The sequence below is a fragment of the Shewanella sp. M16 genome (assembly GCF_018224605.1).
Classification (GTDB): Bacteria; Pseudomonadota; Gammaproteobacteria; order Enterobacterales; family Shewanellaceae; genus Shewanella; species Shewanella oncorhynchi.
Genome location: NZ_JAGTUL010000065.1, coordinates 1 through 13450, shown reverse-complemented (window position 1 = coordinate 13450; position 13450 = coordinate 1). Strand labels below are relative to the sequence as shown.

The 13450-nt window shown below is 46.4% G+C and carries 11 protein-coding genes; 4 read left to right on the top strand and 7 right to left on the bottom strand.

The features are described from left to right. Positions 1-224 precede the first annotated feature (224 nt). Positions 225-1733 (bottom strand): leucyl aminopeptidase, encoded by a 1509-nt coding sequence (gene pepA / locus KFE26_RS22440; RefSeq protein ID WP_006082597.1) that lies wholly within the window; start codon positions 1731-1733, stop codon positions 225-227. A gap of 243 nt (positions 1734-1976) precedes the next feature. Here pepA and lptF point away from each other — a divergent pair, with 243 nt between their 5' ends. Together lptF and lptG are read left to right on the top strand one after the other, a co-directional pair. Next, on the top strand, positions 1977-3089 hold the full coding sequence (gene lptF, locus KFE26_RS22435) for an LPS export ABC transporter permease LptF (RefSeq protein ID WP_113939369.1): 1113 nt from the start codon (positions 1977-1979) through the stop codon (positions 3087-3089). Beyond that, complete coding sequence (gene lptG, locus KFE26_RS22430) at positions 3086-4144, top strand: LPS export ABC transporter permease LptG (RefSeq protein ID WP_212601767.1); 1059 nt, start codon at positions 3086-3088, stop codon at positions 4142-4144. The genes lptF and lptG overlap by 4 nt, the downstream gene beginning before the upstream one ends. A gap of 121 nt (positions 4145-4265) precedes the next feature. Here lptG and KFE26_RS22425 read toward each other — a convergent pair whose 3' ends face one another. The 5 genes from KFE26_RS22425 to KFE26_RS22405 form a co-directional block, all read right to left on the bottom strand. Continuing rightward, positions 4266-4775 carry an RDD family protein gene (locus tag KFE26_RS22425; protein ID WP_028761351.1) on the bottom strand — a complete coding sequence of 170 codons (510 nt, stop codon included), beginning with the start codon at positions 4773-4775 and terminating at the stop codon, positions 4266-4268. Positions 4776-4834: 59 nt separating this feature from the next. Beyond that, positions 4835-5092, bottom strand: a complete 258-nt coding sequence (locus KFE26_RS22420; protein WP_113939371.1) for a DUF2960 domain-containing protein — start codon at positions 5090-5092, stop codon at positions 4835-4837. 31 nt (positions 5093-5123) lie between these two features. Next, positions 5124-5474, bottom strand: coding sequence for a DMT family protein (locus KFE26_RS22415; RefSeq protein ID WP_006082592.1), 351 nt, complete (start codon positions 5472-5474; stop codon positions 5124-5126). After that, complete coding sequence (locus KFE26_RS22410) at positions 5471-5968, bottom strand: GNAT family N-acetyltransferase (RefSeq protein ID WP_113939489.1); 498 nt, start codon at positions 5966-5968, stop codon at positions 5471-5473. The genes KFE26_RS22415 and KFE26_RS22410 overlap by 4 nt, the downstream gene beginning before the upstream one ends. 443 nt (positions 5969-6411) lie before the next feature. Further along, complete coding sequence (locus KFE26_RS22405; RefSeq protein ID WP_212601766.1) at positions 6412-7917, bottom strand: carboxypeptidase M32; 1506 nt, start codon at positions 7915-7917, stop codon at positions 6412-6414. Between the two features lie 438 nt (positions 7918-8355). Here KFE26_RS22405 and KFE26_RS22400 point away from each other — a divergent pair, with 438 nt between their 5' ends. Both KFE26_RS22400 and KFE26_RS22395 read left to right on the top strand, forming a co-directional pair. Beyond that, entirely contained in the window at positions 8356-8991 is a 636-nt protein-coding gene (locus tag KFE26_RS22400; protein ID WP_028761348.1) for a YqiJ family protein, read from the top strand. A gap of 36 nt (positions 8992-9027) precedes the next feature. Next, positions 9028-10806, top strand: a complete 1779-nt coding sequence (locus KFE26_RS22395; RefSeq protein ID WP_028761347.1) for a flotillin family protein — start codon at positions 9028-9030, stop codon at positions 10804-10806. 163 nt (positions 10807-10969) lie between these two features. Here the strand turns inward: KFE26_RS22395 and KFE26_RS22390 are convergent, their stop codons facing one another. After that, a complete protein-coding gene (locus KFE26_RS22390) occupies positions 10970-13339 on the bottom strand; it encodes an OmcA/MtrC family decaheme c-type cytochrome (RefSeq protein WP_212601765.1) in 2370 nt (789 codons plus the stop codon). Positions 13340-13450 lie beyond the last annotated feature (111 nt).

Genomic DNA, 13450 nt, shown 5'->3' with positions numbered 1-13450 from the left:
TTGAGGTTATGGTTACTTTTGGCGAAGCAAATTATAACGTCTTGCCATGCTGTCTAAAAATCACTCTCGAAAGATCAACAGACCCTAGTTGTTCCGTTTTTTTATTTTCTTAATTTATTCAGGAAATCGATTTTCTGATTAAATTAAGAAAATAAAAAAGGCGAAGATTTTCATCTTCGCCTTTCATTTATCGAGCCTTTAACACACTAAGGCCGGATAGTTGGTTATTCGCCGAGTTCGACGCCAGCACGATTGATCAGGAACTGAGTCAATAGTGGCACTGGACGGCCCGTAGAACCTTTGTTAGCACCGCTATTCCAAGCTGTGCCCGCAACGTCTAAGTGAGCCCAGTTGTACTTTTTAGCAAAGCGCGAAAGGAAACATGCTGCTGTGATAGCACCTGCTGGACGGCCACCTAAGTTGGTCATGTCAGCAAATGGGCTGTCGAGCATATCTTGATACTCATCCCACAATGGCATGCGCCATGCGCGGTCACCACTTTGCTCACCGGCACTTAATAGTTCGTGTGCCAGAGGGTTATGCGATGAGAACAGACCCGATGCGTGTTTACCAAGGGCAATCACACACGCGCCAGTCAGGGTTGCAGTATCGATAACTAATTCAGGATCGAAACGCTCAACATAGGTTAATACGTCACATAGGACTAGACGGCCTTCCGCATCGGTATTTAACACTTCAACGGTTTGACCTGACATAGTGGTCAGAATGTCACCTGGACGGTAAGCATTACCCGATGGCATGTTTTCACAGCCAGCCAGAATACCCACAACGTTGATAGGTAACTTCATATCACAGATGGCTTTCATGGTGCCGATAACACCCGCTGCGCCACCCATGTCGTACTTCATTTCGTCCATGGCTTCGCCAGGCTTCAATGAAATGCCACCCGAGTCGAAGGTTAACCCTTTACCGACTAATACGATTGGTTTTTCTGTGCTATCGACAGCGCCTTTGTATTCCATCACAGTCATGATGGATTCGTTGGCACTGGCGCGACCGACTGCAAGGTATGAGTTCATACCCAGTTTGGCCATTTGCTCTTCACCAATAGTGGTGACATGCAGAGTGTCGTGTATTTCAGCCATTTGGCGAGCTTGTGAAGCTAAATAGGCTGGATTACAGATGTTCGGTGGCATGTTGGCTACATCGCGACATAAATGCATGCCAGCAGATACTGCCATACCATGCTCGATGGCGCGCTCACCTAAGGTTAATTCACGGCGAGTCGGGACATTGAACACTAATTTACGCAGTGGACGGCGAGTTTCACCTTTGCGGGTCTTCAGGGCATCAAAGCTATAAAGACTGCTATTAGTGGTTTCAACCGCTTGACGTACTTTCCAATACGTATCGCGTCCTTTCACGTGCAGTTCAGTTAAGAAGCAAACCGCTTCCATTGAACCCGTTTCGTTAAGGGTGTTGATTGTCTTAGTGATGATTTGTTTGTATTGGCGTTCGTCTAATTCTCGTTCTTTGCCACAACCCACTAATAATACACGTTCACTCAATACGTTAGGAACATGGTGCAGCAATAACATCTGGCCAGGTTTACCTTCCAGATCGCCGCGACGCAGTAGGTTACTGATATAACCTTCGCTAATTTTATCTAATTGCTCCGCGATACCCGACAGACGACGGGGTTCATAAACACCGACCACGATACAGGCTGAGCGTTGTTTTTCGGGGCTACCGCTCTTTACGCTAAACTCCATGAGCACTCCTAGATTCTTAAAGACAAATTTTTATATTTATTGGATAATGTCTGCTTGTCCCGAAAAGGGCCTAAGTTATTACTCCAAAGGTGATTTATTCTCGGCGCTTGAGTCACGCATTTCGTGACGTTAAGTTTACCTAGAACCCCTGAAGCTGGTCAGAAAACTATCAAAAGTAAACAGTTTACATGAAAGTTAGTCTGTTACCAGCAAAAAGATAAGTTTAGAGACCGGATCCTGCCTGTGATTGTATTTAAATACCTTATTCGAGAAGTTTTAAAGGCACAAATTGCGGTACTTTTAGTGCTGTTAACTATTTTTATTAGCCAGCATTTCGTGCGTATACTGGCCGATGCCTCCGACGGCGATTTTCCCGCCTCTTTAATCATGACTCTGATTGGGCTTAACTTGCCTTATCTGGTGATCTTAGTGTTGCCGTTAAGTTTGTTCTTGGGTATTTTACTGGCCCACGGCCGTATGTATTCCGAAAATGAAATGGTCATTCTCCACGGTGTTGGGGTCAGTGAGTGGTATGTCACCCGCGTGACGCTGATCCTCGCCGTGATCAATATGCTGTTTACTGGCTATTTATCCCTTTATGTAGCCCCTTGGGCAGAAGAACAGCAAAACCAAGTACTCGAAAAAGCCCAGTCCGAAGCGGGTCTTGCCGCCTTAATCCAAGGGCGTTTTCAGGCGAGTCCCAATGGTCGCGCGGTATTATTTGTTGAGCGTATTGGTAAAGATAACGAGTTAGATAAAGTGTTTGTAGCCCAGTTGCCTGATCCTGATGATGAAACTGGCGTGACCAATGTCGTGGTGGCTAAAGGTGGACGAGTACAGGAAGATAGTTCAGGTGCTCAACAATTGAACTTGAATGACGGCGTGCGTTATCAAGGCAGCCCGAAGGCAAAGGACTACCAAATGATCGAATTTGGTGGTTATAAAATGCAAATTAAAGAGCAGCAAGTTGATGAGCGTCGCCGTAAATTATCTGCACTGCCCGTTGATGAACTCGTGAAAATTGAAGGTGCTGAAGCCGCGGCTGAATTCCACTGGCGTCTTGCTATCCCGCTCGCGATTCCAATTATGACACTGATTGCTGTGCCGTTGGCGCGGGTGAATGTGCGCCAAGGTAAGTTTGCTAAGATGTTCCCAGCAGTACTTTTATATCTTGGCTATTTTGGGCTAATGGTCGCGGGACGTAAGGCATTGCAAGATGGGATTATTCCACTGTATTTAGGTATGTGGTGGATCCATGTTTCTGCGCTCTTGATGGGGTTATTTTTGCTTGGCAAAGATAGGCCTATTTTCAGTCGTATATCGTCCTTGTTTGCCAATAAGAAGGTGGCAGCATGAAGATATTAGACCTTTATATCGCTAGGGTATTGCTAAGCACTTCAGCACTTTGTTTGTTGGTGCTGACTGGTTTATCAGGGATTATCAAATGGGTTGACCAGCTGCGTTTAGTTGGGCGTGGCACCTACAGCATGATGGATGCTGGCATCTATGTTTTATTTTTAGTGCCACGGGATATTGAAATGTTTTTTCCTATGGCCGTCTTGCTAGGCGCTTTGATTGGTATGGGAATGTTGGCATCGAATTCCGAACTTGTGGTGATGCAAGCTTCTGGCATGTCACGTTTGCAGATCACTATGTCGGCGATGAAAACTGCTGTGCCTTTGATGTTATTGGTGATGGTTTTAGGGGAGTGGGGCGCACCGATTGCTGAGCAAAAAGCCAATGAGTTGCAAGCTGTTAAACTCTCTGGTGGGAGTTTAATTAAGTCCCATCGTGGAATTTGGGCAAAGGATGGTGATTTGTTCGTTAATATTGGTGAAGTTGAAAACATCAATAAACTCAGCAATATCACGCTTTATAAATTCAATAGCGAACTTAAGCTCACCAACGTAGTTCACGCAGACCGAGCGGTCTTTTCCCAAGATCGCTGGCGTTTATTTGACGTTAAACGTACTGATTTAAGCTATGAAAAAGTCGTGCTTGAGTATCTTGAAGAAGACCAATGGCAATCGAGTTTAACGCCAGATAAGCTCAGCGTAGTGTCGATTAAACCCGAGGCGTTATCTATACGTGGTCTGGTCGGTTATCTTGATTACCTTAAAACTAACAGTCAAGATCCCAGCCGTTATGAGCTTGCTTTATGGCGCAAGGTGATGCAGCCCGTGACGGTCGCAGTGATGATGTTAGTGGCACTGTCGTTTGTATTTGGCCCGCTGCGGACTGTGACTATGGGCGCGCGCGTATTACTTGGGGTCGTAGCAGGTTTTAGCTTTTATATCAGTAATGAGATTTTTGGCCCCATGAGTATAGTGTATGAGCTACCTGCTTATGTGGGGGCTGTTGCGCCAAGCTTGTTGTTTACTGGCGTTGCCTTCTACTTTATCCGGCGATGATACGCAGCTTATTACTCCTTACTCCGGATTCCGTCAATTAAGAATAGTCCATAAAAATAGTCCATAAAAAAACGACGCTTTTGCGTCGTTTTTTGTATTTCGGATTTACTTAAGAATAAACTTATGCCCCATGCCAGTTACGCATTTGGTTGGCTTCTTTAGACAGCACGACCACTTCTGAGCGAGTCATCATATCCTGCAGTGCGCGCTTATCATCATTGATTAAAATCCATAAATTGCCAATGCCGAGCAGTGACCAAATGATGCGAGCATAGGCAGTGATCAGGCTTAAGTTTTGGCCATTAGGATGCTGAATTTTAAGCCGCCAAGCGCGCATCCCTAAGGTTTGACCGCCCTTACTCCAGAATAATGCGTAGAAAGTGCCGACACACAAGGCAAGCCAAAGTTGATAAATTCCCTGATAAACCGGCGTGCCATTGAGTGCATCTGAGACATGCTCAAAGCCATTCATGCCAGCTAGTCCTGAAGCGGTGAGGCCGTAGAAAATCCCAAAGCCCATTGCGCCAGCAACCATATAGACGGCCACGGCTAACATCGAATCGTAAACTGCAGCGCCTAGGCGGCGGAAGAATCCTGCGCGGGGGAAATTAGCATGTTCGGTATTGAGCATTACAGTGTCCTGTTATTGAAGTGCTTACAGCTAATACAAAAAACAATTAATACACTAGCCTAGGCTTCAGGTTCTTCATCTCTGACAAAGTGGATATTGCTAAAACCAAAGCGGACAAACTCTACTTTCCTGAATTCTTTTTCAGCCTTAGCACCTTTACGAGATGTCATGGCGACTTGTTGTTCCATAGCCAAAAATTTGGTCAGATCTATGCCTTCTGCTTCGGCCACAGCTTCATATAAATCATGGTGTTTGTCGTAGCTAAAGGCGATAGTTTTAGTCTTACCTTTGAAGGTATAAGTGACTTGACGGGCCATGGGGGGGAGCTCTCCTGAAATAAGTCTGAAATTAATTAAATTCACTTCTAAAAATAAAATACACAGCACCTAAGATGCACAGTCCTGCCCACAGATAATCGAGCTTCAATGGTTCTTTCATATAGAAATAGGCAAAGGGGACAAACAAACTTAAGGTGATGACTTCTTGTAAAATTTTTAACTGGCCGACATTCATTACTGTGTAGCCGATACGGTTAGCAGGCACTTGCAGCAAGTATTCAAATAGGGCGATACCCCAGCTCACTAAGGCCGCAATAATCCAAGGTTTTGAGCCTAGCGTTTTCAAATGCCCGTACCAAGCAAAGGTCATAAAAATATTACTTAAGCAAAGCAAACCGATAGTGGTTAGGGTTGGATTCATTTTTCATCTCTATGATTAAATTTATAAATCATATACATAGCATCGTCAGTATAGCTGCCAAGACATTTATCGATTGCCTTAGGTTTAAAACCCATTTTAAGCCAATAGCTGTCGGCACCTTGTACGGCTACGAGTGATAAGGAATTGAGATTATAGCGATCAGCCAGTAGTGTTAGGCGGGTCAGCGCCTTAGCGCCAGCGCCTAAACCTTGGGCTTTGGCCGAAATCGCAATATCGTGTAGGTATAAGGTATCAGCCTTGGGTAAATGGGTGATGGGCTGATATAGCGCTGGCGGCATATTGGCGGTCCATGGGTGGGCCAAGCAATAACCGACAACCGATTTATCCACTTCGAACACAAAACAGGACTGAGGTGATACCTGCCATTTACTTTGCAGTACGTGCAGTGGCTCAGGATCCAGTTGTGAGTAACACTCGTCTTGGATCGCTAAAATGGCATCCCAATCCTCTGGGGTGATTGCACGCAGTAACATGGCCGACATTTATCCTGTTTCAAGAGTTCTGTTGAAGGAACTCCGTGGAAAGAGTCCTGATTCAAATAAGCTCGGCATTATAACCTCAAGCAGCGTTAAAATGCAGGCTCCAGCGGCAATATAAAGCGCTTTAAAACCCGTATAAACTGAGCTTTCAGCGCTTGTATACCCAAACAACCTGAAGATACAGGATTCAGCGGGAATTTAACGCACTTTAGGCAAGGCGGTTATTTGCAGACCTAGCGGGCTAAGTTAAAAATAACCAACGCAGCATAAAGTGCGTTAAAACCCGCCGGGACGGAGCGCCTAGGGCACTTCACTTCCGTGTTGCATCAATTCAAAAGGTGGCCGACATTCTGTCATTGATGCGCCTTGAATTGATGCACCCTAGGCGCTCTGAAACTCGACTCTTCAGGTAGCTTGGGTATAAGCATTAGCAGCGGTTAAGTGCCCAGATATCGTTGGCGCAGGTGACGCTCAAGATATTGACCATTTAGGGGTTCACCCGTTGCTTGGCGTACCAGTTCATCGGTCGTGAGCAAAGATCCCTTAGACCAAATGTGTTCACTCAGCCATTGGAATACCGAGTTCAACTTGCCTGCATCGATCAGGGTTTCAATTGGTCCTAAGGCTTTTTCCATCGCAAAACGGCATTGGGCGGCATACATGGCGCCTAAGGTATAGCTGGGAAAATACCCTAGTTCACCAACGGCCCAATGGATATCCTGCATGCAACCGTCTTGGTAGTTGCCATCGGTATTAATCCCCAGCAGTTGTTGCATCTGCGTCGACCAAAAATCAGGTAAATCATCTACGGTTAAGCTGCCGTCGATAAAGGCTTTTTCTGCCTCAAAGCGCAGTAAAATGTGGCAAGGATAGGTGACTTCATCGGCATCGACGCGGATAAGTCCGGGCGCTACGCGGGTGTAATGCTGTGCTAATTCTTGGGCGCTAAAATGACAATGAAGATGTTGCGCAATTTTAGGCTGCAATTGGCGTAAAAATGCCGGATTTGCCCCGAGTTGCATTTCGCAGAATAGACTCTGGCTCTCGTGGATACCCATAGAACGCGCCAGTCCTGCAGGTTGTCCGCGCCACGCTTGAGGTAAACCTTGCTCGTATCTGGCATGGCCTGTTTCATGAACTATGCCCATGATAGCACTGCTAAAATCAGCCTCATTGTAGCGGGTCGTTATCCGCACATCGCTTGGCACGCCGCCACAAAATGGATGACTGCTGATATCCAGCCTGCCGTGGTTAAAGTCAAACCCCAGAAAATCCATTACATCTCGGCCAAGGGCTTGCTGCGCGCTAACATTGAAGGGACCATTTAGCGTTAACTTAGGCTCGTTTGCCTGTTTAGCCAGCACTTCTTGGATGAGTGTCGGTAGCCAATCTTTCAGTCCGCCAAAGGTTTGCTCCAGCTTTGCCGAGGTCATTCCCGGCTCAAATTTATTGAGCAGGGCATCATAGGGGGAAATATTCTGGGCTTCGCCGCGGATCTGCGCTTCTTCCTTAGCAAGTGCAATTACCGCTTTGAGGTTTGGTTTAAAGCCTTGCCAGTCATTATTTTTACGTTGTTCACGCCACGCATTCTCACATTGATAGGCCATTTTAGTTTTGGCTTGCACGAGATCGCCGGGCACTAAATTTGCCTGTTGATATTGGTACTGCATTTCCCGCAGGTTAGCTTGTTGTTCCGTTGTGAGAGATTCGTCCGTCGCGCCGTGTAAGTGTTCGCCTAAGACGGTTGAGGTTTTGAGTGTGTGGATATGTCGCGCCAGTTCAGCCATTGCATCGCCGCGATCGCTATTACCGCCCATAGGCATCATGGCTGCTTGATCCCAGTCACCAAGAGCGCTGAAATGTTCAAAGTGAGAAATTTTTTGAAAATGTGCTGTCAGTTTATCGTAACTTGGTGTTGGTACTTTGCTCTTGGGTGAGTCCATGGAATTTCCCTTCTGGCGCATCAAATCCTGCGCGAATAAATAACAATAACAGGATGATCATACAATGACGTCAACAGTATACTCAAACAACCTGAAGATGCAGGACTCAGTGGGCTGATATTAACGCTATAGTAACGCACTTGAGGCAAGGCCATTTATTGCTCTTGAATAAATGGCATCCACGCCATATATGGCGATTACGGCTATTTGCAGCTCTCGCGGGCTAAGCTAAAAAGGGAGTTGTAGTGTTAAAGTGGTTTTCGATAGGGTACTCGTAGCGAAGATGGCCACGCGATTTTGGCGCAGAAGAGCATAGTCAAAATCTGTTTTAGGGACAATTTTTAGTTTGGAAATTGTGCTTGCCTTGCTATTCTGTTGTGGTTAAGTCGATAATTACAGTGAAATAAATGGAATGCTGTATTGTTCAAGGAGATGACTATGTGGGCGTTTTTAGTTGAACAGCCTAATTTACCTTACACCATAGCTTTTGCCTGCGTACTGGCCCTTGGTGTGTTTGAAGTCTTCGCATTATTCATAGGTTTAAGCATGTTAAGTGCGTTAGACCAATGGGTGCCTGCTGATGTGGAATATGATGCTGATGTGGGCGCGGGTGGACTCACGGGCATTGCCGGTTGGCTGTGTCTAAATAGACTCCCATTACTTATTTGGTTTGTGCTTGCGCTGACCAGTTTTGCGATTGCGGGTTATATCGTCAATTTTATCAGTGTTAGTCTTGCCGGTTTTTTACTGCCGCAACTGTTCACTTTACCCATTGCTATTGTCGCCAGTGCATTTTCTTGCCGTTATTTTGGTCGAGTGCTTGCAGATCATTTGCCTAAAAATGAATCGAGTGCGATCTCGCTAGATGATCTTAGCGGCTATGTCGGCACTATCACCTTAGGTTGCGCAATTAAAGGCATGCCCTCTGAAGCTGTCGTTCGCGATAAACATCAACAAAAACATTACGTTTTAGTCGAGCCCGAAACTTCGGATATCGAGTTTGCCTCAGGCACTCAAGTCGTGCTGCTTAAGCGAGAAGGCCGCGTCTGGTCTGCTACGCGTTTTGATAATTAATCTTCCCAAGCCATAAATCAATTGAAAGGAAATCAAATGGATGTGTTAACAAACGTAGGTTCATCCGGTAGTTTTATTTTGCTCGTTGCGGGTATGGTGCTACTCGGCCTGATTGTGATCGGGTTAATTTTCGCCAAGCTATATAAACGTGCAACCAAAGAAATGGCCTTTGTACGTACCGGCTTTGGTGGTGAGAAAATCATTAAAGATGGCGGCGCTATTGTGTTGCCTGTATTACATGAAACCATCTCGGTAAACATGAACACTTTGCGTATCGAAGTGGAGAAAACCCAGAAAGATGCACTGATCACTAAGGACAGAATGCGTGTCGATGTGAAGGCCGATTTCTACTTGCGTGTAGCCCCACACTCCGATGGTATTTCAATGGCAGCGCAAACCTTAGGCACGCGTACAAACCGTGTTGAAGAGCTTAAAAAGCTGATGGAGTCTAAGTTTGTCGACGTGCTGCGTGCCGTGGCCGCCGAAATGACCATGACAGAGATGCATGAGCAGCGTGCCGATTTTGTGCAGCGGGTGCAAAATAACGTCGCCAACGATCTTGAGAAAAACGGTCTCGAACTCGAATCGGTTTCATTAACGGGGTTCGATCAAACTGATTTGCAGTTTTTTAATGAAAACAACGCATTTGACGCCGAAGGTCGTGCGCGTCTGGCGAAGATTATCGAAGAGAAACGCAAAGAAACCAACGATATTCAGCAGGAAAACCGCATTAAGATCGAGCAGCGTAACCTCGAAGCTGAAAAGGAATCCTTAGAGATTGAAAAGTCGGAAGAAGAAGCGCGCCTGATCCAGCAACAGTCACTCGAATTTAAACGCGCCGATCAAAAAGCGGAGATTATTAAGCAGAAAGAAAACAAGGCCCGTGAAGAACGCGAAGCCGAGATTGCTAAAGAGCGCGCCATTGAAACCGCTGAAATCGAAAAGACCAAAGATATCGAAACCCGTGAGATTGAAAAGTATAAGTCGATTGAGCAATCGCGCATTCAACAGCAAAGGGATATCGAAGTTTCTGAGCAGGAAAAACGCATTGCGGTTGCGGCCAAATCTGAAGAAGAATCAGCTGCCCGTGCTCGTGCAGCTGAAGCCGAAAAACTGAAAGTTGAAAAAGAAGAAGCGGTAATCACAGCGCGCCAAGTGGCAGAAGCTAATCGTCGCAAAGAGATTGAAGTGATTGATGCTCGTAAGGAAGCTGAGCGTGATGCTGTCGGCGTAACAGTGCAGGCCGAAGCTGAGAAACGTGCCGCTGAAGACAGATCGAGTGCGATTCTGATTGAAGCGCGCGCCAGTGCCGATGCGAAAAAACTGCAGGCCGAAGCGGATGAAAAAGTGTATGCCGTTGAAGCAGCAGGTAAACAAGCACTTTATGAAGCAGAAAACGTCTTGAGTGATGAGCAAATTGCCCTGCAAAAATCCCTCGCCATTTTGAAGGCCTTGCCTGAAATTGTGGCCCAAGCCGTTAAGCCGTTAGAAAACATCGAAGGTATTAAGATTCTTCAAGGTTATGGTGCAGGTCATCAATTTGCTGCGGGTGGCGAAGGTGCTCACCATCAAGGTGGTATCGCAGAGCAAGTGACCAGTGCAGCGTTAAACTATCGCGCTAATGCGCCTGTTATCGATGCCATGCTCAGGGAGTTAGGATTAGTGAATGGTGACTCTGGAACTTTGAATGATTTATTGAATGGTAATAACACCTTAACCGCCGAAGCCTTAAGTGGTGTGACCTTGTCGAACTCTAGACCTAAGGACTATAGCCAAACGCAGGTAGTAGAGAGCCAAAGTGTGCTCAAGCCTTAATCTCAACGACATTAAACTAAGTCAAATCAAGTAAAGCGCTCGCCGTTGCTCTTTTGAGCCTTGTGCGGACAAAAGATTGATAAATAGGACTAGGACGAATGAAATAAAGCCGCTCACCATTATGGTGAGCGGTTTTTTTTGGTATTAAATCAAATCTAACGGCTTATTTGTGTACCTTGTCGACCCCCGATGAGCGACCTTCAGCATGACAGGTTGCGCATGATTCCTGTCCTGATTGGTAAATTCGACCACCGCTGGCATCACTTTGGTAAACCCCGCCAAAGCTACGCGCATGGACGATTAAACTATCGATAAGCGTGTGACAAGCCGCGCAGGTTGCTAAGGTTGGTGAGTACTCGGCAATTTGCCCTAGGTTGGCGGCATCGGGTGTTGCAACTAACAGGGATTGCTGTGCACTTAGCCCCTCTAGACTGAGCTGTCCTGCGCTATGACAAACACTACAGTTATTTTTTGCATTAGGGTAAGTGAGTTCGGGACGTGGATTATCAAAACCCACTACAGTGCGGGTTCCCGCATGCAGTGAATGCACCATTTCCCTGTAGCTCAAAGTGTTGTTGATGGTGCGATAGGGCTTGATTTGGCTGGCCCCAGGAGTATGCATCACATTGGCATTGAGATACATAATCGCATCATTACTGTGGCAACTTTGACATTGCCCATCGGTCAGTGCGGTTGCTGTTTGCGGTGCATGACAGGTGCCACAGCTGCTATTGGGTTCAAAAATTCCTTTCATTTGATGCGCCGACAGAACTCTATCTTCTAATCCTTGATCATGACATTGGCGACAGGCCTGTTCATCGACCTTAGCTTTTGCCGTAACAGCTTGACCTTGCAGGCTTAGCGAATTAATGGCACTGAGACTCACCTCTTGATTTGCGATATTACAGTTAACGGCAAAGCCGGTATTTTTATCGGCACAGAGCACCAGTTTACTGTAGAGTTTTGACTGACTCAGATCGCCAAAATCGGCAGCCGACAGGTTAGATATAGTGACGGTTAGCTGATTGGGTGCGGTAATTTTTAAGGCGACGTCGCTCGTGTTTACTAATAAATCCCACACTTTACGCTGGCCGTTATTGATTGGCATGTTCGCGCTATTTGTTTCACCTGTGGCAATCAACCAGAAGGATTTTATCATAGGTTGACTGGTGGGCAGTTGCTCCATTTGCTGCACTTGCAATGTCACCGCAAGGGTCTTAGTTTCAACGCTGAGCTGCGAACTCAGTAACTTAACTTGGTAATCGCTCACCAGCTTAGTGGCTGTTTTCACGGCGGCATTGTGGAAAAGCCCGACACCTTCAGGATTAGTGCTATCAGGGTGGCAGCCGCTACAACCCAGTGCCCATGGGTTGGCAAAAATTTCCCTGTTGTGGAATAAACCCGCTACAGTGCCATTCCAATCTGCGGGAATTTGCGCTTTGTGACAGTCAAGGCAAGCGGTTTTACTGGGGATATTATTATTGCCACTTTGCGCCGTTGCGCCGGGAATATGGCATTGCTGACATTGGGTCATATCACCGGGAAAGGTCACATTGGCGTAGTCATATAGCTGTCCCTTGTAACCGACAATTTGATATTTGGCTTGGTGGATCTGGTGTGTCAATGTCGCCATATCAAGGCTATTACCCGTTTCAGGATCGCCAGAGTAAGTCGTGTGACAGACAACGCAGCCCTCAAAGGCAAAACGTTTATTGCCGTGCATCAAAAGGCGAGTATCGGTATTGGCTAAGTCTGGGTTGTGGCATCGAAAACAGGCTTGTTCCGGCGCGATCACTTTACGGCCCATATCCGCCGCGACTGTCTGTCCTGTGGCGGGCACAAAATCGTACACGCTGTTGATCAACTGAGTGTCGATTGGGCTATTTGCGAACGGTTTTAACTCTAGGTAAATTCTGTGGGTGAGCTCAGGCGAGTACTGGGTATCTATCCCCGTAAATTGGGAGTAACCCGTGAGTGGTTTACTCAAAGTGTAACGGTATTGGCCCGCGCCTAAGGAGGTTAGACACGCCGTTTTACAGTTGCTTTCAATGCCTGCTTGCCACTGAGTCTGTGCATTCGCTTGGGCATTTGTGGCAGGTTCTACTTGATTATTGATGTAACTGGTCCATTGCAACGCAGCATCTGTCGCGCTTGCTGCAGAGTTAGTGACTTCTGTGCCAGTTGTTGCCATAGCATTCGCCGCGGCTTGGGTGATTTGATAGTGCTCCTGCGGCGGTGCTAATTTGGCAATACCGACACCTAAGGTATCTAGCTCCTTCAGGTTTTCTAGCCCTGTGACCGCAATACCATTGGCATTGCTGAGGAAGAAATCGACCTGCACATGAGTTTGTGCATCGATAACCACATTTTCTATTGTCGCTTTGAGTGTATCCGCTTGTTCAATGCTGATACTCACAATCCCTGGTGGACCTTCTTTCCCATCGTCACCATCGGAACAGGCTGTCATCAGACAGACTGCGACTGCCATTGGCGTAAAGATTTTCCATTGAGAACGGGTATTCGTTTTCATCATTTTCCATTCCTTTTTAATTAGATTCTGTCGGGACTCTAATCGGAATGTATGCGGTATAGATATTAACTTAGTTATGAGTCGAGTTGCACTTAATTAACCAAATTTAAAAGT

Bases quoted from the DNA above. Each gene is read 5' to 3' on its own strand.
- KFE26_RS22395 (WP_028761347.1), top strand. From the start codon at position 9,028: ATGGATGTGTTAACAAACGTAGGTTCATCCGGTAGTTTTATTTTGCTC.
- KFE26_RS22405 (WP_212601766.1), bottom strand. From the start codon at position 7,917: ATGGACTCACCCAAGAGCAAAGTACCAACACCAAGTTACGATAAACTG.
- KFE26_RS22415 (WP_006082592.1), bottom strand. From the start codon at position 5,474: ATGAATCCAACCCTAACCACTATCGGTTTGCTTTGCTTAAGTAATATT.
- KFE26_RS22390 (WP_212601765.1), bottom strand. From the start codon at position 13,339: ATGATGAAAACGAATACCCGTTCTCAATGGAAAATCTTTACGCCAATG.
- KFE26_RS22425 (WP_028761351.1), bottom strand. From the start codon at position 4,775: ATGCTCAATACCGAACATGCTAATTTCCCCCGCGCAGGATTCTTCCGC.
- KFE26_RS22400 (WP_028761348.1), top strand. From the start codon at position 8,356: ATGTGGGCGTTTTTAGTTGAACAGCCTAATTTACCTTACACCATAGCT.
- pepA (WP_006082597.1), bottom strand. From the start codon at position 1,733: ATGGAGTTTAGCGTAAAGAGCGGTAGCCCCGAAAAACAACGCTCAGCC.
- lptG (WP_212601767.1), top strand. From the start codon at position 3,086: ATGAAGATATTAGACCTTTATATCGCTAGGGTATTGCTAAGCACTTCA.
- KFE26_RS22410 (WP_113939489.1), bottom strand. From the start codon at position 5,968: ATGTTACTGCGTGCAATCACCCCAGAGGATTGGGATGCCATTTTAGCG.
- KFE26_RS22420 (WP_113939371.1), bottom strand. From the start codon at position 5,092: ATGGCCCGTCAAGTCACTTATACCTTCAAAGGTAAGACTAAAACTATC.